The organism is Streptococcus oralis (assembly GCF_003944215.1).
Classification (GTDB): Bacteria; Bacillota; Bacilli; order Lactobacillales; family Streptococcaceae; genus Streptococcus; species Streptococcus oralis_BI.
This window is the reverse complement of the sequence record NZ_RJVZ01000006.1, coordinates 102,521-122,196: the sequence shown is the minus strand read 5'-3', so window position 1 is coordinate 122,196 and position 19,676 is coordinate 102,521. Positions and strand designations below refer to the sequence as shown.

Here is a 19,676-nt window from a genome sequence, read left to right as displayed (position 1 = left end):
GAGGTGATAGCTATTGGCACAAACAGTTGGCCAGATTGGTCTTGACCTTGTCGTCAACGACAAACAATTTAAAGGGCAGATGAGTGGCTTGCAAGGGATGGCGACGAAAGCTGCCAAGATGCTTGCAGGAGCATTTGCAATCAAGAAACTTGTTGATTTTGGAGCTCAAGCTATCAAGCTCGGCTCAGATCTCAACGAAGTACAAAATGTTGTTGACGTTGCTTTCCCACGTATGAGCAAGCAAGTCGATGACTTTGCAAAACAAGCTATGTATACCTCTGGGTTATCAGAGACCATGGCAAAACGATACATCGGTACATTCGGTGCGATGACTAAAGCTTTTGGTTTTAACGAACAAAAAGCTTATGAGATGTCAACAGCCTTAACTAGTTTAGCGGGCGATGTGGCATCTTTTTATAATATTAGTCAAGATGAAGCCTACACAAAGCTGAAATCAGTCTTTACTGGTGAAACAGAGACACTTAAAGATTTAGGTGTGGTCATGACTCAATCAGCACTTGATGCCTATGCAATGGCTAACGGTTTTGGAAAGACGACACAAGAAATGTCTGAGGCTGAAAAAGTTGCTTTGCGGTTCGCATTTGTAACAGACAAGCTTTCATTGGCTAGTGGCGACTTCGCTAGGACATCGGATAGTTGGGCTAACCAAGTTAGGATTATGAAGCTACAGTTCGAAAGCTTTATGGCAAGCGTCGGAGTTGGCTTGATTAACATTTTTACCCCTGTTATCAAAGTTATTAACTTTTTGCTCAGCAAATTGCTGACAGTAGGTAATGCTTTTAAAGCATTGACGGAGCTATTTACTGGCAAGAAGTCTATGAAAGGCTCCGGTATCCAAGAGACAGCTGATGCAGTTGGTAATTTAGGAGAGGCTTCTGATGGTGCAGCAGGAGGAGCTGGCAACTTAGGAAAAGCCGCCAAAGGAGCCGGAAAGGCTGCGGATGGAGCTGGTAAAGCAGCTAAGAAAGCTGCTCAAGAAATGAAATCTCTCATGGGATTTGACCAAATCAATAAACTATCTGACTCATCCGATAGCGGAGATGGTGGTGGAGATTCTGGAGGCAGTCCTGGTGGTTCAGGCGGCGGAGGTGGTGGAACACCTAAAGGCGCTGAAGTCGATATGGGGAAAATTGCTGAAGGTGGGAATCAATTAGACGGTCTGTTTGATGGATTATTTAAACGATTGCTTGAACTCGTCAAATTATTTCAGGACGGTTTCAATGCTTCATTTAGATTCGATGGTGTTGAACGCCTTCAGAGTGCTTTAAAACGAATCGGTGAATTACTGCAAGAGATTTTTACAGATCCAAAAGTTGTGGCTTCATTCCAAACCATGCTTGATAAGATAGCTTATGCTCTAGGGCAGTTTATTGGCTCGATAGGGACTGTTGCTCTCGGGATAGGAGTCTTTATAGCCGAAAGTATAGCCAACGGACTACAGCGCCAAAAAGAGCGTATTAAAGGTGCTCTCGTGTCTCTATTCACCAACATAGGAAATGTAGCTGAGGTTGCTGGTAATATCGTTCAAGCTTTCTCAAATGGTTTTTACGATGTCATCACATCTTCTGGAGCTGTTAGAATTGGCAGTGCGATTGTATCTGCGTTTTTAAGTGCTGGTAGCACAGTAATCGAATTAGGCAGTAAGATAGCAGGAGATTTTGCTAAAGGAATTGAAAAAGCAATAGTTCCGAATGTTCCACAGTTAGTAAAAGCCTGGACAGGATTATTAGATGGCATCGCTCCTGTTTTTGAAAGTTTAGAATCACTGGTAGATGATGTTGGTGATGCGTTGAAACGTGTGTACGATGACAAAGCAAAACCATTTATTGACTCTTTGACAAGTGGTTTTGGTCAGTTGATGAAAAGCTTTTTGGATGGGTGGAATACTTACCTCAATCCAGTTCTATCAAAATTAGGCGAAAAGTTTTCGGAAGTTTATGACGCTCATGTAAAACCAGCTATCGATAATCTCTCTATGCTTTTAGGTAGTTTTTTTGATTTTTTCAAAGCTGCTTGGGAAGACTTTGTTTCGAATGTAGATGTCGAAAAATTCATGGAGATTCTTAGTGGATTGGTAGAAGTTGTCGGTACAACGTTGATCAATGCTATTGCGGCACTCTCTGATATTATCAGTGGTCTTGCTCAAGCTCTATCTGGTTTGATTGATTTTGTAACGGGTGTTTTTACAGGTGATTGGGATTTAGCTTGGAACGGAATTAAAAATCTATTTTCCGGTATTATCAAATCTCTCTTGGCCGCGCTTGGAATTGACATCGATTCGATGATTGCAGAGTTCACCCGTTGGTGGGAATCTGTTAAGACCATTTTTGCACCTGTTGTTCAATGGTTCAAGGATAAGTTTAAACAAGCTTGGGATGCCATTGTTGCTATCTTTACCGGTATTGGTTCTTGGTTTTCTCAACGCTACAATGAGTTAAAAAGCAATCTTGCTTCTATTCCTGATTGGTTCAAAGACAAATTCCGCAGCGCGTGGGCAGGTTTAACAGGTATCTTCAATCCTATTGCAAGTTGGTTTGCAGGGAAGTGGAGTAATATTCAATCTGCTCTTGCTAGCATACCAGGGTGGTTTTCTTCAAAATTCCGCGAAGCATATAACAATGTCAAGAATGCATTTTCGGGCATTATCGGGTTCTTTAGCGGACTTTGGGGGCAAATACGCTCAACGTTTACTCACGTTGGAACCATGGTTGGAAGTGCCATTGGCGGTGCTGTACGTAGCGTTATTAACGGGGTGCTTGGCACGGTAGAAAGCACAATCAATAGTGGTATCAGCTTACTCAATGGCGCTATTAGCGTGATTAATAAATTACCTGGTGTAAATATCGGTGGGTTTAGTTACATTGGACTACCTCGACTTGCTCAAGGTGGCTTTGTTAAGGCCAATACACCACAAATTGCCATGATTGGTGACAACAAGCATTACGGTGAGATTGTTGCTCCGGAAAATAAAATGCTTGAAATGGCACGTCGTGCAGCGGAATTGTCAAATAATGGCGGTGGACCAGAAGTTCTAGCCTTACTGACACAGTTGTTACAAGCGGTTCGTGCTCTTGATTTGACAATTGATGGTGATAAAATCACCAAGAAGATTGTAGATAAAATCAATGAAATTGCAATTAAAACAGGGGAATCCCCCCTCATGATTTAGGAGGTATGCATGAGTGAAATATCAGTAGGTGGAGTAGCTCTTGCTTCTCCAGTTGAAATCAGCATCAATAATGAGATTATCTGGTCATCTTCTACGGGTCGTAGTGCTAGTGGATTGATGACGGGTGACGTCATTGCAGAAAAACGTACATTCTCCATCAAATGGGGAATTATCACAGAAGCAGAAAGAAATCTTATCAAGTCTAAATTGGTAGCCGGATTTTTTACTGCAAACATTTTAGGACAGTCTATCACTGGTTATCGCGGAACTATCACAGAGACAGTAATGGGGCGTCTGAGTGACGGTGTGACCTATTACAACGGCTTATCTGTATCTATTATCGAGCAGTAGGAGGAATTATGCTAGAAGTAACATCAGATTATATCAAAGCAATAGAGAACCATCTGCGCGTGTTTGAGGCTAACTTTGACTTAAATGGTAAGAGATACACAAAAACCAAAATTGCATCAGCTACTTACGACAGTTCCATCGGTAATAGTCATGATTTTACAATTGGTGGTGGGTATATCAATAGTCTAGAAATTGAAATTAAAGAGATTATTGAAGGTCTGCAAGAAATGATGCCGGCAACAATGTCGGTAGCAATTGCGGGTAAAACCGTCCCACTTGGCAAGTTTTTTGTTACCGAGGTCAAGCTAGATCGTAATGATAAAAAGACCAAAATTAAGCTACAGGACGAGTTTGTTAGATTGTCTGGTACTTATGATAGTCAGCTTACTTATCCAGCTTATACAAGGGATATTTTATCAGAAATCGTGAGATTGACAGGTATCACGACAGATACTAATATCCAATTAGTAAATGATCAAGTTGCGAAGAAACTAGAAAAAACAAGTTATCGTGAGGCGTTAGTTTATTTAGCGCAATTATCAGGAAGCTTCGTCAGATTTAATCGTAATGGGAAGCTTGATTTTATCAAGCTAAAGACAACATCAAGACATATCACAAAAGATATGTATAAGCCAGGTGGATTAGAACGTGACGAGATACCTTACAGGTTGAAAGGTATTGAGTGTAAGTCTGCTGATAAGGTTGTGTATAAATCAGGATTGTCCACAGGTAATATCATGAAGTTAAAAAATCCATGGGTTACACAAGAAATTCTGGATCGTGTCTTCAATGAATACCGTGATTTTAACTTTTATCCATATACATTGTCCTGGCGTGGTGATATGGCCATGGAATCCGGTGACTGGGTTACAGTACACTGGGATGAAAATATCTATTTTGATATTCCAATGCTGTCCTACAAACTTTCGTTTGATGGTGGTTTATCTGCCCATAGTAGTGGAAATGCTGCTGGAGTTGCACAAGGTACTTATAAATATAAGGGGTCAATGCAACGTCAAATAGAGTATTTGGACGAACTTATCACTAAACAAGGTAGTATGTACCTTGATACATCAAGCCCTACCAAACCAAAAAATGGAGATATATGGTTTAAACCTAATGGTGGCTATGTTGAAATGTGGGAACGTGTAGAAGGTTCATGGGTTAAAAAGGCAGACAGCGCTAATGTCGGAGAAATTGTCAATACGATAACCACTGATGAATTGCTAGCAAAAAAAGTTTCTGCAGCAATTGGTAATTACATTACGTTAAATGCCAAAAATATAACTGCTGGAGATCTGGATTTAGCACGTTTGCGAATCATGAATGGTTTGCAAGAGATTGTTTCCGTACGTGACGGCAAAGTTGTGATGAACATTGATAAGCTCACTATCAATGCTCAAGATGTAGCGACGAAAGAAGATCTAAAAAAAATTGAACTGACTCCTGGACCTCAAGGGGAACGTGGGCAACAGGGGGTACCTGGTGTCCAAGGTTTGCAAGGCCCGAAAGGCGACCAAGGTATCCCAGGAAAAACTGGAGCTGACGGACGCACTCCATACTTGCATAGAGCTTGGGCTAATTCTGCTGACGGTCGTGATGGTTTTAGTACAACAGATAGCACAAATAAGCGCTATTTAGGTACTTACACTGATTTCACTGAGGCAGACAGTCAAGACCCTACAAGGTACAAGTGGACAGCTCTCTTTGATAATGTGAGTATCGGAGCTAAAAATTATATCAGAAACGCCTCATTTCTATCTGGAGAAAGAAAGTGGACTAAGGCATCTGTCAATGGATTGGCTTATAACTTTACTCACTCTGTATCTAATAAAGGCAGGTCAGGCTTGCATATGTTTAGCGAGAATGACACGACCATCCCTCGCTGGAAAGGGATATATCAAAAGGTTTCATTGCCTCAACCGGCAGACACTCCAGTCACTGTTTCGGCTTTGTTTGCGAAAGATGGAGCGCCTCAAGAAGCTCACATTGGGATACATTTCATAAAAGATGGTGTCATAGCCAGACAATCATGGCTTGATATACCTGCTTCCCAAATCACTGACAAGTATCAGCGTTTTTCTATCTCAGCAAAGCACAATATACCTTTTGACGAAATAACAGTCATGCTCTATGTCGGATATGACAAGATTGTTAATCTGTATGTTACAGATGTTCAGCTTGAAATTGGCAATGTAATGACTGATTTTAGATTATCAGACGAAGACGTGCAAGAGACTATCAACTCTAAAGCTGACCAAAGATTGACTCAAGATCAATTAAATGCTCTAGCTGAAAAAGCTCAACTTCATGACATAGAGCTAAAAGCTAAAGCGACAATGGATCAGTTCAGCGATTTAGAAAAAGCCTATAATGCTTTTGTAAAATCAAATGCAGAAAGCCAAAAAAAATCTGAATCTGATTTAATCGAAGCGGGCAGAAGAATTGAGTTTTTATCAATAGAATTTGGTGGCTTGAAAGAGATGAAAAAGTTCATCGATACCTATATGAGCGCTTCAAATGAGGGGCTCATCATTGGAAAGAACGATGCTAGTTCATCAATCAAAGTCAGTCATGATAGGATTTCTATGTTTTCTGCAGGTAAGGAAGTAATGTATATTTCGCAAGGTGTGATTCATATCGACAACGGTATTTTCACCGCGTCAGTTCAAATCGGACGCTTTAGAACAGAACAGTATTATCTTGACAAAGATGTGAATGTTATTCGATATGTAGGAGGTTAAAAAGAGGAAAATGACTAAATTTATCAATTCTAGTGGCCCATTGCATTTGAACCTTTACGTCGAACAAGTTAGTCAGGACATTACTAATAACTCTTCGAAAGTAAGGTGGCGGGCTACTATCGACCGCGATGGAGCTTATAGAACATGGACTTATGGAAATATCAGTAACCTTTCTGTCTGGTTAAATGGCGCAAGTGTTCATAGCAGTCACCCGGATTACGATACGTCCGGAGAAGAGGTAACGCTCGCAAGTGGAGAAGTCACTGTTCCTCATAATAGTGACGGGACTAAGACTTTTTCAGTTTGGGCTTCTTTTGACCCGAATAACGGAGTTCACGGAAATATTACTATCTCGACTAAGTATACGTTATCCAGCTTGCCTCGTTCTAGTGCGGTTGCTGGTCTAGACGGAGATAGAAATCTAGGCTCTCGTCATACTATACGAATCGACAGAAAAGCAAGTGCATTCACTCACCAAGTTTGGTACCGAGTTTTTGGAAGTGACTGGATAGATTTAGGTAAGAACCATGGGACAAGTGTATCCTTTACCCCGTCTTTAGATCTTGCTCGACACTTACCTAAATCTAGTTCGGGGCTAATGGATATCTGTGTTCGAACATATAATGGCACTACTCAAATCGGTAGCGACGTGTATTCTAATGGATGGTACTTTAAAATCCCAGACAGTGTAAAGCCTACCTTCACAGGTCTTTCATTAACTGACATGAATACGGTCGCAAGACGGCTTTTGAGTGGAAATGACTTTTTACAAATCATTTCAGATATACAAGTGAACTTTAACAATGCGTCTGGCGCCTATGGATCTATTATTACAGGATATCGAGCTGAAATTGTTAATAAAAAAATGGTCGTAACTAAAAACGGTGGTAGCTTTGGTATCATGAACTTTAGCGGTTTGGCAACCATTCGAGCTTATGTTGTCGATAGTCGGGGTAAACAATCAGATACTAAAGATATTACTATCAACGTGATTGAGTATTATGCCCCCTCCTTTAGCTTCTCTGCACTTAGAACTAGAGGAAATCCAAATACATTGCAAGTGTTAAGAAATGCCCGAATAGCCCCTATAATGCAGTCAGGAAAGCAAAGGAATGTAATGTCCTTAACTTTCAAAGTTGCTCAGATAGGTAATGAGAATTTCACGGATGATAATGGGAGTGCATCTGGTAATTTTACAAGTATTCATACATTGACTAATTCAGCTGCTAACATGGCGGGGAATTATCCATCGAATAAATCCTTTGTGATTATTGGTAAGCTTGAGGACAAGTTTACAAACGTTGAATTTTCTACAACAGTAGCAACTGAAAGCGTAGTAATGTCCTATGATAAGAACGGACGTGTAGGCATCGGTAAGGTTGCAGAATTTGGGAAACCAGGCTCATTAGATGTTCTAGGCGATATCTACTCGAATAACAAGCCAATTCAGCAGTATCAGCTGACTAATGCTTATGGTGGCTTAAGTAGAGGTAGCGCTCAATGGGATGATATTTGGAGTAAGCAAGGAACTGAGTTTGGTTGGAGAAATGGAAAGTACGCAGATAACCCTACTGGCAACGATTGGGGACTATTTCAAAACTATTGGCTTGACAGTTGGAAAGGCGTGCAATTTTTCACAGGGATAACATCGAATAGGTTTTTCTTTAGAACCTATAACAATGCCAATAAATGGTCTCCAACGCAATGGAAAGAGATTGCTACCAAAGATGACATTCAGAGCCCACCTTGGCAAAATGCCGTTTTACAAAATGGATGGAACCATCATCCTGAGTATGAAAAAGTGCAGTTTTCAAAAACGTTCGACGGGATTGTTTATTTAAAAGGGACTTGTAAAGGCGGAAAGACTACCCGTGAGTCAATTATCTTTACTTTGCCTGAAAATTTCAGACCATCCACAACGCTATTCAAAACCGCTTTAAACAATGACTATGGCCCTGCCGTTGTCGGGATTTATCCAGGAGGTAACGTAGTCGTCAAGGGGAACGTTGACGCTACATGGCTCAACTTTGACAACGTATCATTCAAAATTTAAGGAGGAAGTATGAAATTAGAATATGGGACAAAATCCCAAGAATTTGACGCAAGCGGAACAGCATCCGCTACAAAGGTCACACTTGTTAATTCAAACGGTGCTATCGTACCTATCTTGCTACCGGCTGACAAAATCGGTTTGTCAAATACTGAGCTTTTTGCGTTAGCCTTGGAAGCTCTCTATCAGGAGAATTTCCCAAGCAGAGCAGAAACCGAAAAATTCAACAAGGTAGATGAGCAGCTCAAGCAAAATAAGGAAATGGCAACTAAGGTAGAGCAAGCGGCCGTAGAGAATAAGGAAAATCTTGACACGGTATCATCTATCACTGAGGTTCTGATCGCTCTGGCTATTTCTCAAAACGGAGGCATGCCTACTCATGCTTACAACAAGGTTGCTGGGTTTATTAAGCCACTTGTCAAGAGCACTCGCTATGCAAATGGTGACATCGTGGCTATGCCTTATCCGTTTGATACGAATCCAAAATGGCCGAGTGGAACCAAGACTATCTTTAAATTCCAGATGCAGGCTACAGAGGGCTACACTTGGAAAGAACAGTCACTATCTGATATGCTTCAGCAAGGTGTGTTGACTGTGGTCATGCCACGGATTGATTAGAGGGGGATTTTATGTCATGGTCTGAAATAATTGAGAAAATGATACATGCGATCACTCAGCTAGCTCCTACAATCGGAGTTGTCGCTACTGGTTGGTTTGGGATGAGAGCCAGTAAAGCAGGTCACCTCAACCAGGAACAATTCAAGGAGCTGAAGGGCGAATTGAGCACTATTCATGCAATCGGTGAGGAGAACAAGCAAAATATAACTGAAATCAACAACAAGTTAGCTGTGCATGATGAAGCACATCTGGCAACAATGTATCTGAGACTTGAGCGTGACATCACGGCCGCTCTGAAGCGTGGTTATACAACGGTTCATGAATCGGATATCGTTCACAAAATGCACTCTAGCTACAAGAAGTTAGGTGGGAATGGGCGTATTGATGCCCTGTTTAACAAATACTTAAATTTAGAAATTGCGGAGGAAAACACACATGCAACAAATCAATGAAATTATCGCAAGCGGAGCAATCAGCATTCTTGTAATTTTGGCTGGAATCGCAGTCAAATCGATTAAGGATTTCCTCATTAAAAAAGGTGGAGAAAAGACTATTAAGATTGTTGAAATCCTTGCTAAAAATGCGGTCAATGCAGTGGAGCAGGTCGCTTCTGAAACTGGATATAAAGGCGAAGAGAAGCTCGAACAAGCACGAACTAAAATCCGTGCTGAGCTTGCCAAATATAACATCAGCATGACTGACAAAGACCTTGACACATTTGTCGAGTCAGCGGTCAAGCAAATGAATGATGCATGGAAAGGAAAATAAACAAGTGAAAAAAAACGACTTATTCATCGACGTATCTAGCCACAATGGATACGATATTACAGGTATTTTGGCTGATATGGGCACACAAAATACCATCATAAAGGTTTCAGAGAGTACAAACTACCTAAACCCTTGCCTGTCTGCTCAACTTGAGCAATCCAATCCTATTGGATTTTATCATTTCGCATGGTTTGGCGGTGACATCGAAGAAGCTGAGCGAGAGGCACGCTACTTCCTTGACAATGTGCCTCAAAAAGTAAAATACTTGTGTCTTGACTACGAAGATCACGCTAGTGGAGATAAACAGGCAAACACAGATGCTTGTATTCGCTTTATGGAAATTCTCAAAGAAAATGGCTATGAGCCAATCTATTACAGCTACAAGCCATTCACGCTCAATAATATCTATTATGAGCAGATTCTTGCGAAATTCCCAAACAGCCTTTGGATCGCTGGCTATGGGTTAAATGATGGAAATGCTGATTTTGAATATTTTCCATCCATGGACGGGATTAGATGGTGGCAATACTCTTCAAATCCGTACGACAAGAATATTGTTTTATTAGATGATGAAGAAGCTAAGCCCAAATGGAAAAGAAATGATACTGGATGGTGGTATGAATACCCCGATGGATCTTATCCAAAAGAAGAGTGGGAAAAGATTGATGGTATCTGGTATTACTTCAACGAGAGAGGTTATTCAATAGCTTCTCGCTGGTTGAAGGATGATGGCAAATGGTACTACCTCAAAGAAAACGGCGCAATGGCCGTTGGTTGGGTGCTTGTGAATGGTAAATGGTACTATCTTGATGCTTCAGGAGCAATGGTCACTGGCTGGGTTCAATACAAGGACAAACTATACCATCTCAAAGAAGAGAACGGCGAATACCTGATGGACTAATTGTTACTACAAAATAAAGAAAGGAGAATCTTTCTTCTTAACGACCCGCAGGCTCAGGCTTGCGGGCTTTTTTTGTTTTATAAGGGGCAAAAAAGGGGCAAAAATGTCGTAAATGTCTGTAAAACGATGTAAAAAGTCAACTTTGCTCTCGCTTTAAAGCTCTAAATTTCAATGTATTGTGAAACAGTGTAAATTATCGTATCGCCTATAACTGTTTGTGTGCTCTTTTTTCGTGCTTTTTTCGAATAAATAAGATAAAATAGCCTAGAATAAATGATAATAGAAAAGAGAAAAATATGAAAATTCGTGGTTTTGAATTGGTTTCGAGTTTTACAGATGAAAATTTGCTCCCTAAGCGTGAGACAGCCCATGCAGCTGGTTATGATTTAAAGGTTGCGGAACGCACTGTGATTGCTCCAGGAGAGATTGTTCTCGTCCCAACAGGAGTCAAGGCTTATATGCAGCCAACAGAAGTGCTCTATCTCTATGATCGTTCATCAAACCCTCGTAAGAAGGGCTTGGTCTTGATTAACTCAGTTGGGGTCATTGATGGGGATTATTATGGAAATCCTGGAAATGAGGGACATATCTTTGCGCAGATGAAAAACATTACTGATCAGGAAGTGGTTCTTGAAGTTGGGGAACGTGTGGTTCAGGCTGTCTTTGCACCATTTTTAATCGCAGACGGAGATGAGGCAGACGGCGTGCGGACTGGTGGATTTGGATCGACAGGGCACTAAGATGAAAATTATATTTGTACGTCATGGAGAACCGGATTATCGTGAACTAGAAAACCGTTCTTATACAGGTTTTGGGATGGACCTCGCTCCCTTATCTGAGGAAGGAAGACTGCAGGCTAAAGAACTTTGTCGAAATCCTCTACTGAGTACAGCAGAGGTGATTGCTTCATCTGCAGTAACTAGGGCTTTAGAAACTGCATCTTATGTGGTTCGTGCTACGGATCTTCCTTTGAGAGTAGAACCCTTATTGCATGAATGGCAGGTCTATGAAACAGGTATAGAGAATTTTGAAAAAGCACGTACTCTGTTTTTAGAAAACAAGGGGGAGTTGCTTCCTAATAGTCCTATTCAATATGAGACAGCTGAAGAGATGAAGGCGCGTTTTTTGGAAACTATGATAAAGTACCGAGACTACCAGACAGTGCTAGTTGTCGCTCATCGAATGCTCATGCGCCAATTTGTACCAGACGAGAAGATTGATTTTTGCCAAGTGATTGAGTGTGAGGTAGAAATTTAGAAAGAGGTTTATTATCGCAAAGAAAAAAGCGACATTTGTGTGTCAAAATTGTGAATATAATTCACCTAAGTATCTAGGACGTTGTCCCAACTGTGGGTCTTGGTCTTCTTTTATAGAAGAAATCGAGGTTGCAGAGGTCAAGAATGCGCGTGTGTCCTTGACAGGTGAAAAAACCAAGCCTATGAAACTGGCTGAGGTGACTTCCATTAATGTCAATCGAACCAAGACGGAGATGGAGGAATTCAACCGTGTACTTGGAGGTGGAGTGGTACCAGGGAGTCTCGTCCTTATCGGTGGGGATCCAGGAATCGGGAAATCAACCCTTCTCCTACAAGTTTCAACCCAATTGTCTCAAGTAGGGACTGTTCTCTATGTCAGTGGGGAGGAGTCTGCCCAGCAGATTAAGTTACGAGCAGAGCGTTTGGGTGATATTGATAGCGAGTTTTATCTCTATGCAGAGACCAATATGCAGAGTGTTCGAGCTGAGGTGGAGCGCATCCAACCAGACTTTCTCATTATCGACTCCATCCAGACTATTATGTCTCCTGAGATTTCAGGGGTGCAGGGATCTGTTTCTCAAGTGCGTGAGGTGACGGCTGAACTTATGCAGCTGGCCAAAACCAATAACATTGCCATATTTATCGTAGGTCATGTGACCAAGGAGGGCACTCTGGCTGGTCCTCGTATGTTGGAGCATATGGTGGATACGGTACTTTACTTTGAAGGGGAACGTCACCATACCTTTCGTATCTTGAGAGCAGTCAAAAACCGTTTTGGCTCCACTAATGAGATTGGGATTTTTGAGATGCAGTCGGGCGGATTGGTTGAGGTGCTCAATCCGAGTCAAGTTTTCCTAGAAGAGCGTTTGGATGGAGCGACTGGCTCGTCAATCGTTGTGACCATGGAAGGGACCCGTCCGATTTTGGCGGAGGTTCAGGCTTTGGTGACACCGACCATGTTTGGAAATGCCAAGCGTACGACGACAGGTCTTGATTTCAATCGTGCGAGTCTGATTATGGCTGTTTTGGAAAAGCGTGCAGGGCTTCTCTTGCAAAATCAGGATGCCTATCTCAAATCTGCTGGTGGTGTGAAATTGGATGAGCCTGCCATTGACTTAGCCGTTGCAGTGGCTATTGCTTCTAGTTACAAGGACAAGCCTACCAATCCTCAGGAATGTTTTGTGGGAGAATTGGGCTTGACTGGAGAAATTCGGCGCGTGAATCGTATCGAACAACGTATAAATGAAGCGGCAAAACTGGGCTTTACCAAGATTTATGTACCCAAGAATTCCTTGACAGGAATCACTCCACCCAAGGAAATTGAGGTCATTGGTGTGACAACGATTCAGGAAGTTTTGAAAAAGGTCTTTGCATAATCCGTGACAAATCCTCTTAAAAATGATAAGATAGGAGAAATATTTGATTATCAAATTTTTAAGGGGGAAATCGTGTCGTATTTTGAACAGTTTATGCAAGCCAATCAGGCTTATGTTGCCCTACATGGGCAGTTAAATCTACCACTTAAACCCAAAACCAGAGTAGCTATCGTGACCTGTATGGACTCACGTCTACACGTTGCGCAAGCTCTAGGTTTGGCCCTTGGGGATGCTCATATCTTGCGGAATGCGGGTGGTCGAGTAACTGAGGACATGATTCGTTCGCTGGTGATTTCCCAGCAACAAATGGGGACAAGAGAAATCGTGGTATTGCACCATACAGACTGTGGTGCTCAGACCTTTGAAAATGAAAGTTTTCATGAACATTTGAAACGCGAGCTCGGAGTTGATGTATCTGATCAAGATTTTTTACCATTTCAGGATGTTGAAGAGAGTGTGAGAGAGGATATGCAGTTACTTCGAGAATCTCCACTGATTCCTGATGATGTGGTTATTTCAGGTGCTGTCTATGATGTGGATACAGGAAGTATGAGAGAAGTATACTAACTTTGTCTTGGAAAAATCTCATCCTAGCATAAAATCGATTGTTAAAATGTAGGATTTTTAGTTTTAATATAGCCAATATAAAATAGTATAAAACAAGGGTATAAATGTTTACTCTTGTTTTATTTTTGATTGAAAAATAAAGGAAAAAGCGCTACAATGGTAGATGGAAAATGTTGTGTAAAAAACAAGCGATACATAAATACCGGAGGAAATCATGTCTTTTTCTGATTTAAAGCTGTTTGCCCTTTCTTCTAATAGAGAATTGGCAGAGCGTGTGGCGCAAGAAATTGGGATAGAGTTGGGGAAATCAAGTGTTCGCCAATTTTCAGATGGGGAGATTCAGGTTAACATTGAAGAATCAATCCGTGGAAAACACGTCTTTATCCTACAATCAACGAGCTCACCTGTAAATGACAATCTGCTCGAAATTTTGATCATGGTAGATGCCTTGAAGCGTGCCAGTGCAGAATCTGTCAACGTTGTCATGCCTTACTATGGATATGCACGTCAGGATAGAAAGGCGCGCGCGCGTGAGCCAATCACTTCAAAACTTGTTGCTAACATGCTGGAAGTGGCTGGAGTGGATCGTTTGTTGACGATTGATTTGCATGCTGCACAGATTCAGGGATTCTTTGATATTCCTGTAGATCACTTGATGGGTGCTCCATTGATTGCGGACTATTTTGAACGTCGTGGCATGGTTGGCTCTGACTACGTGGTTGTCAGCCCAGACCATGGTGGGGTGACTCGTGCTCGTAAATTGGCAGAGTTTTTGAAAACTCCGATTGCGATTATTGACAAACGTCGTAGTGTAGACAAGATGAATACCAGCGAAGTGATGAACATTATCGGTAAGGTAGAAGGTAAGACTTGTATCTTGATTGACGATATGATCGATACAGCTGGAACCATTTGCCATGCAGCGGATGCTCTTGCTGAAGCAGGTGCTGTTGAAGTTTACGCAAGCTGTACTCACCCAGTTCTTTCAGGACCGGCTATGGACAATATCCAAAAATCAGCTATTAAGAAATTGGTTGTTTTGGATACTATCTACCTACCAGAAGAGCGTTTGATTGATAAGATTGAACAAATCTCTATCGCCCACCTTCTAGGAGATGCCATCGTGCGTATCCATGAAAAACGCCCTCTTTCTCCTTTGTTTAGTATTGAGAAAAAGATTTAATCTTTCACTTGAAGTAGACAGAACTCCTAGCAAGTTTCTTTTCTTGCTAGGAGATTTTTTGTAGTCAAAATCTGCAAGCCTTTTCAAAATATGCTATACTGATGAAAAAGGAGGATTTCTATGAGCCAAGAATTTATCAATCCAAGTGATGGAGTGGTCCGTCAGTATCTGGCAACCAGTAAAACGTTAGCAGTGGTGGGCTTGTCCGACCGTGAGGAGACAACCAGCAATCGAGTGACCAAGGAAATGCAGGCTCGAGGCTATAAAATCATTCCAGTTAATCCCAAGGCTGCAGGTGGTGAAATTTTGGGAGAAAAGGCTTATGCGAATCTAGCTGAGATTCCTTTTCCTGTAGATATTGTCAATGTTTACCGTCGCAGCGAGTTTCTGCCAGATGTGGCGCGTGATTTTCTCAAGGCTGATGCCAAGATTTTTTGGGCACAACTGGGACTTGAAAGCCTAGAAGCGGAAGAAATCTTGCGTGCTGGAGGATGCGACGACATCGTAATGAATCGCTGTATCAAGAGAGAACATACACGCTTAATTCTTGAACAATAAAAGGTAGCCATGGGCTACCTTTTGTGTTATAAAGTACCAATCAATGCCTGCATGCCTAGACTGGTGAGGATGATGGCAATCCAGCAAAGGGCTCCAAGGACAATAGATTTGCCACTGGATCTAACCATGCCAATCAGATTGGTTTTGAGACCGATGGCACTCATAGCCATGATAATGAGGAATTTGGAGAGTTGTTTGAGAGGGGTAAAGAAGCTGCTAGACACACCGAGAGAGGTGAGAAGAGTCGTTAAGAGAGAGGCTAGGATGAAATAAAGGATAAAAAGTGGGAAGACTTTTTTTAGTTGGAAATCTTGACTGTTTTTTTGCTGGCGACTTTGTCGGTAGGAGAGAAAGAGCGTGATAGGAATAATGGCAAGGGTGCGTGTGAGTTTCACAATGGTTGCAGACTCGAGGGTATTGGTCTGGTAAAGACTGTCCCAAGCACTAGCTGTGGCCGTTACAGAAGAAGTATCATTGACCGCAGTTCCTGCAAAGAGAGCAAAGCCGTCATTAGATAGGTGAAGCCAGGTTCCTAGAGTTGGAAAGATAAGCGCCGCTAAGACATTGAAGAAAAAGATAACGGAAATGGCTTGGGCAACTTCTTTTTCCTTGGCATGGATAACGGGTGCTGTCGCAGCAATGGCAGAACCACCACAGATCGAGGACCCCACTCCAATCAAAGTAGCCAGTTTAGTATCCAAAGCAAAAAAGCGCTGGAAGAGGTAGGCGACAATCAAGGAAATCGAAATGGTGGAGAGGATAACAGGGAGCGAAGATTGCCCGACCGCGAAGACTTGCGAGATATTGAGACCAAAACCGAGTAAGATAACGGCATACTGGAGCAATTTCTTGGAACTAAAGGTCAAACCTGCATCTAGTTGTTTGTAGGGTGAGAGCCAAGGGTGGAGGAGCATTCCAGCAAAAATTGCAAAGACAGGTGCACCTACGACGGGGAAAAATCCTCCCAGGAACCAAGATACGATAGAAATGAGAAGGCAGGCCAAGATTCCTGCTCCATTTTTTGATAAAAATGACATATAAACCTCCGAAAATAAGCACTTATTATTATAGTCCTGTAGAGAAAAAAAGTAAAATAGAAAGTGAAAAATACAGGTTTCAGATGGATTTTGCGGTCAGGGAGCTTTTGTAGTATAATAGTACTATGTTCTGTAAGCAAGGGGGTATCTATGGACTTAACCAAGCGCTTTAATAAACAATTAGATAAGATTCAAGTGTCCTTGATTCGTCAGTTTGATCAGGCAATTTCAGAGATCCCTGGAGTTCTGCGTTTGACCTTGGGAGAGCCTGACTTTACAACGCCAGATCATGTCAAGGAGGCAGCCAAGCGAGCCATTGACCAGAACCAGTCCTACTATACAGGTATGAGCGGTTTACTGACCTTGCGCCAGGCAGCCAGTGATTTTGTAAAAGAAAAATACCAGCTAGATTATAATCCTGAAAATGAAATCTTGGTTACAATTGGGGCGACAGAGGCTTTATCTGCTACTTTGACAGCTATTTTGGAAGAGGGAGACAAGGTTCTCTTACCAGCTCCTGCCTATCCAGGATATGAGCCGATTGTCAATCTAGTTGGGGCAGAGATTGTCGAGATTGACACGACTGAAAATGGTTTTGTCTTGACTCCTGAGATGTTGGAAAAGGCCATTTTGGAGCAAGGTGACAAGCTCAAAGCGGTTATTCTCAACTATCCGGCTAATCCGACAGGAATTACCTATAGTAGGGAGCAGTTGGAAGCCTTGGCAGAAGTTTTACGCAAGTATGAGATTTTCGTTGTCTGTGATGAGGTTTACTCAGAATTGACCTATACAGGGGAAGCTCATGTGTCTCTAGGAACTATGCTGAGAGACCAGGCTATTATTATCAATGGCTTGTCTAAATCGCATGCTATGACAGGTTGGCGCTTGGGTCTGATTTTCGCTCCTGCAGCTTTCACAGCGCAGTTGATTAAGAGTCACCAGTACTTGGTAACTGCCGCAAATACCATGGCTCAACATGCTGCGGTGGAGGCTTTGACAGCAGGTAAAAACGATGCGGAGCCTATGAAGAGGGAATACATTCAGCGTCGAGATTATATCATCGAAAAGATGACTGCTCTTGGTTTTGAGATTATCAAACCAGACGGTGCCTTCTATATCTTTGCTAAAATTCCTGCGGGCTACAATCAAGATTCCTTTGCTTTTTTGAAGGATTTTGCTCAGAAGAAAGCCGTGGCCTTTATTCCTGGTGCCGCCTTTGGGCGTTACGGAGAAGGCTATGTGCGTCTGTCTTATGCAGCCAGCATGGAAACGATCAGAGAGGCCATGAAACGACTTGAGGAGTACATGAGAGAAGCATGATTCAGTCTATCACAAGTCAAGGCTTGGTGCTCTACAATCGTAACTTTCGTGAGAATGACAAGCTAGTCAAGATTTTTACAGAGCAGGCTGGCAAACGCATGTTTTTCGTCAAACACGCTGGTCAGTCCAAACTGGCTCCTGTTATTCAGCCCTTGGTGTTGGCACGATTTCTCTTGCGAATCAATGATGATGGGCTCAGCTACATCGAGGACTATCATGAGGTGATGACCTTTCCCAAGATTAATAGTGACCTCTTTGTCATGGCCTATGCGACCTACGTAGTAGCTCTTGCAGATGCTAGTTTGCAGGATAATCAGCAGGATGCTCCCTTGTTTGCTTTTTTGCAAAAGACTTTGGAGTTGATGGAAGCAGGCATAGATTATCAGGTTTTGACCAATATTTTTGAAATTCAAATCTTGACTCGATTTGGAATCAGCCTCAACTTTAATGAGTGTGTCTTTTGTCATCGGGTTGGTCAGGCTTTTGACTTTTCTTTCAAGTATGGAGCCTGCCTCTGTCCAGACCATTATCATGAGGATGAGAAACGTTGCCATCTGAATCCCAACATCCCTTATCTGCTCAATCAATTTCAAGCTATTGATTTTGAGACCTTGGAAACCATTTCGCTCAAGTCCGAAATCAAGCAAGACTTGCGCAAGTTTATGGATCAACTCTACGAAGAGTACGTCGGGATTCACCTAAAATCAAAGAAATTTATCGATTCCCTAGCAGACTGGGGACAATTACTAAAAGAGGAAGACAAATGAAAAAAATCGCAGTAGATGCTATGGGGGGCGATTACGCACCTCAAGCCATCGTTGAGGGTGTCAATCAAGCCCTAGCTGACTTTTCAGATATTGAGATTCAACTTTACGGAGATGAAGCTAAAATCAAGCAATATCTAACAGCTACAGAGCGCGTTAGCATCATCCATACGCATGAGAAAATTGACTCAGATGATGAGCCGACAAAAGCAATCCGTAAGAAGAAAAATGCCAGCATGGTATTGGCAGCTAAGGCTGTTAAAGAGGGAGAAGCAGACGCTGTCCTATCTGCAGGCAACACAGGTGCCTTGTTGGCAGCAGGATTCTTCATCGTGGGTCGTATCAAGAATATCGATCGTCCTGGACTCATGTCGACCTTGCCGACCATTGATGGTAAAGGGTTTGATATGCTAGACCTTGGAGCCAATGCAGAAAATACAGCTCAACACCTGCATCAATATGCTGTCCTAGGTTCCTTCTATGCCAAGAATGTTCGTGGGATTGCAAAACCACGTATTGGTTTGCTCAACAACGGAACAGAAAGCAGCAAGGGAGATCCGCTTCGTAAGGAAACATACGACTTGCTAATAGCTGATGAAAGTTTGAACTTTGTCGGAAACGTGGAAGCACGTGATCTGATGAATGGCGTTGCGGATGTTGTCGTAACAGATGGTTTCACGGGAAACGCTGTGCTCAAGTCCATTGAAGGGACAGCCATGGGGATCATGGGCCTGCTCAAAAACGCTATTACAGGTGGTGGGTTTCGAGCAAAACTTGGTGCTCTCCTTCTCAAGGATAGCCTTAAAGGTTTGAAAAAGCAGCTCAACTATTCAGATGTAGGAGGGGCAGTCTTGTTTGGTGTCAAAGCACCTGTTGTTAAGACCCATGGCTCAAGTGATGCCAAGGCTGTGTACAGTACGATTCGTCAGATTCGTACCATGCTAGAAACAGACGTAGTTGCCCAGACTGCGCGTGAATTTTCAGGAGAATAAA

General features: G+C 42.2%; 18 protein-coding genes. 17 read left to right on the top strand and 1 reads right to left on the bottom strand.

Translation table 11 applies throughout. The annotated features are described in order from the left end of the window. Nucleotides 1-13 precede the first annotated feature (13 nt). The 14 genes from D8804_RS04940 to D8804_RS04875 all read left to right on the top strand — a co-directional run bounded on the left by D8804_RS04940 (nt 14) and on the right by D8804_RS04875 (nt 15,562). Nucleotides 14-3,190: a phage tail protein gene (locus D8804_RS04940; RefSeq protein ID WP_125399022.1), complete on the top strand. Its 3,177-nt coding sequence runs from the start codon at nt 14-16 to the stop codon at nt 3,188-3,190. A 9-nt stretch (nt 3,191-3,199) separates the two neighbouring features. Further along, on the top strand, nt 3,200-3,541 hold the full coding sequence (locus tag D8804_RS04935; RefSeq protein WP_049479251.1) for a hypothetical protein: 342 nt from the start codon (nt 3,200-3,202) through the stop codon (nt 3,539-3,541). Nucleotides 3,542-3,549: 8 nt separating this feature from the next. Further along, nucleotides 3,550-6,285 carry a collagen-like triple helix repeat-containing protein gene (locus D8804_RS10210; protein ID WP_260472329.1) on the top strand — a complete coding sequence of 912 codons (2,736 nt, stop codon included), beginning with the start codon at nt 3,550-3,552 and terminating at the stop codon, nt 6,283-6,285. 10 nt (nt 6,286-6,295) lie between these two features. Continuing rightward, entirely contained in the window at nt 6,296-8,338 is a 2,043-nt protein-coding gene (locus D8804_RS04925; RefSeq protein ID WP_049479250.1) for a DUF859 family phage minor structural protein, read from the top strand. Nucleotides 8,339-8,347: 9 nt separating this feature from the next. Next, the gene (locus D8804_RS04920; RefSeq protein WP_049493578.1) at nt 8,348-8,953 is read left to right on the top strand and encodes a DUF1366 domain-containing protein; all 606 of its coding nucleotides are present in this window, start codon (nt 8,348-8,350) and stop codon (nt 8,951-8,953) included. Nucleotides 8,954-8,991: 38 nt separating this feature from the next. Beyond that, nucleotides 8,992-9,405 carry a hypothetical protein gene (locus D8804_RS04915; protein WP_239665266.1) on the top strand — a complete coding sequence of 138 codons (414 nt, stop codon included), beginning with the start codon at nt 8,992-8,994 and terminating at the stop codon, nt 9,403-9,405. Further along, nucleotides 9,389-9,721 carry a phage holin gene (locus tag D8804_RS04910; RefSeq protein ID WP_125399021.1) on the top strand — a complete coding sequence of 111 codons (333 nt, stop codon included), beginning with the start codon at nt 9,389-9,391 and terminating at the stop codon, nt 9,719-9,721. Before D8804_RS04915 ends, D8804_RS04910 begins: the two co-directional genes overlap by 17 nt. Nucleotides 9,722-9,725: 4 nt before the next feature. After that, a complete protein-coding gene (locus D8804_RS04905; protein WP_260472328.1) occupies nt 9,726-10,622 on the top strand; it encodes a GH25 family lysozyme in 897 nt (298 codons plus the stop codon). 296 nt (nt 10,623-10,918) lie between these two features. After that, nucleotides 10,919-11,362 carry a dUTP diphosphatase gene (locus tag D8804_RS04900; protein WP_000701981.1) on the top strand — a complete coding sequence of 148 codons (444 nt, stop codon included), beginning with the start codon at nt 10,919-10,921 and terminating at the stop codon, nt 11,360-11,362. A gap of 1 nt (nt 11,363) precedes the next feature. Next, entirely contained in the window at nt 11,364-11,879 is a 516-nt protein-coding gene (locus tag D8804_RS04895) for a histidine phosphatase family protein (RefSeq protein ID WP_185774032.1), read from the top strand. 13 nt (nt 11,880-11,892) lie between these two features. Further along, on the top strand, nt 11,893-13,254 hold the full coding sequence (gene radA / locus D8804_RS04890; protein WP_125399019.1) for a DNA repair protein RadA: 1,362 nt from the start codon (nt 11,893-11,895) through the stop codon (nt 13,252-13,254). 72 nt (nt 13,255-13,326) lie between these two features. Continuing rightward, the gene (locus D8804_RS04885) at nt 13,327-13,821 is read left to right on the top strand and encodes a beta-class carbonic anhydrase (protein ID WP_185774031.1); all 495 of its coding nucleotides are present in this window, start codon (nt 13,327-13,329) and stop codon (nt 13,819-13,821) included. A 214-nt stretch (nt 13,822-14,035) separates the two neighbouring features. Next, nucleotides 14,036-15,004, top strand: a complete 969-nt coding sequence (locus D8804_RS04880) for a ribose-phosphate diphosphokinase (protein WP_084973380.1) — start codon at nt 14,036-14,038, stop codon at nt 15,002-15,004. 120 nt (nt 15,005-15,124) lie between these two features. Then, the gene (locus D8804_RS04875; RefSeq protein ID WP_125399017.1) at nt 15,125-15,562 is read left to right on the top strand and encodes a CoA-binding protein; all 438 of its coding nucleotides are present in this window, start codon (nt 15,125-15,127) and stop codon (nt 15,560-15,562) included. A 26-nt stretch (nt 15,563-15,588) separates the two neighbouring features. Here the strand turns inward: D8804_RS04875 and D8804_RS04870 are convergent, their stop codons facing one another. Further along, entirely contained in the window at nt 15,589-16,599 is a 1,011-nt protein-coding gene (locus tag D8804_RS04870; RefSeq protein ID WP_125399016.1) for a YeiH family protein, read from the bottom strand. Between the two features lie 150 nt (nt 16,600-16,749). On the opposite strand from D8804_RS04870, the gene D8804_RS04865 reads away from it, so the two are divergent. The 3 genes from D8804_RS04865 to plsX are packed head-to-tail and all read left to right on the top strand — an operon-like array spanning nt 16,750 to nt 19,675. Next, nucleotides 16,750-17,919: a pyridoxal phosphate-dependent aminotransferase gene (locus D8804_RS04865; RefSeq protein ID WP_125399015.1), complete on the top strand. Its 1,170-nt coding sequence runs from the start codon at nt 16,750-16,752 to the stop codon at nt 17,917-17,919. After that, nucleotides 17,916-18,686: a DNA repair protein RecO gene (gene recO, locus D8804_RS04860; RefSeq protein ID WP_125399014.1), complete on the top strand. Its 771-nt coding sequence runs from the start codon at nt 17,916-17,918 to the stop codon at nt 18,684-18,686. Before D8804_RS04865 ends, recO begins: the two co-directional genes overlap by 4 nt. Continuing rightward, nucleotides 18,683-19,675 (top strand): phosphate acyltransferase PlsX, encoded by a 993-nt coding sequence (gene plsX / locus D8804_RS04855; protein WP_125399013.1) that lies wholly within the window; start codon nt 18,683-18,685, stop codon nt 19,673-19,675. The genes recO and plsX overlap by 4 nt, the downstream gene beginning before the upstream one ends. Nucleotide 19,676 lies beyond the last annotated feature (1 nt).

Coding starts and splice junctions, on each gene's coding strand:
- D8804_RS04870 (WP_125399016.1), bottom strand. CDS start 16,599: ATGTCATTTTTATCAAAAAATGGAGCAGGAATCTTGGCCTGCCTTCTC.
- D8804_RS10210 (WP_260472329.1), top strand. CDS start 3,550: ATGCTAGAAGTAACATCAGATTATATCAAAGCAATAGAGAACCATCTG.
- D8804_RS04910 (WP_125399021.1), top strand. CDS start 9,389: ATGCAACAAATCAATGAAATTATCGCAAGCGGAGCAATCAGCATTCTT.
- D8804_RS04920 (WP_049493578.1), top strand. CDS start 8,348: ATGAAATTAGAATATGGGACAAAATCCCAAGAATTTGACGCAAGCGGA.
- plsX (WP_125399013.1), top strand. CDS start 18,683: ATGAAAAAAATCGCAGTAGATGCTATGGGGGGCGATTACGCACCTCAA.
- D8804_RS04935 (WP_049479251.1), top strand. CDS start 3,200: ATGAGTGAAATATCAGTAGGTGGAGTAGCTCTTGCTTCTCCAGTTGAA.
- D8804_RS04865 (WP_125399015.1), top strand. CDS start 16,750: ATGGACTTAACCAAGCGCTTTAATAAACAATTAGATAAGATTCAAGTG.
- D8804_RS04880 (WP_084973380.1), top strand. CDS start 14,036: ATGTCTTTTTCTGATTTAAAGCTGTTTGCCCTTTCTTCTAATAGAGAA.
- recO (WP_125399014.1), top strand. CDS start 17,916: ATGATTCAGTCTATCACAAGTCAAGGCTTGGTGCTCTACAATCGTAAC.
- D8804_RS04925 (WP_049479250.1), top strand. CDS start 6,296: ATGACTAAATTTATCAATTCTAGTGGCCCATTGCATTTGAACCTTTAC.
- D8804_RS04895 (WP_185774032.1), top strand. CDS start 11,364: ATGAAAATTATATTTGTACGTCATGGAGAACCGGATTATCGTGAACTA.
- D8804_RS04875 (WP_125399017.1), top strand. CDS start 15,125: ATGAGCCAAGAATTTATCAATCCAAGTGATGGAGTGGTCCGTCAGTAT.
- D8804_RS04900 (WP_000701981.1), top strand. CDS start 10,919: ATGAAAATTCGTGGTTTTGAATTGGTTTCGAGTTTTACAGATGAAAAT.
- D8804_RS04915 (WP_239665266.1), top strand. CDS start 8,992: ATGATACATGCGATCACTCAGCTAGCTCCTACAATCGGAGTTGTCGCT.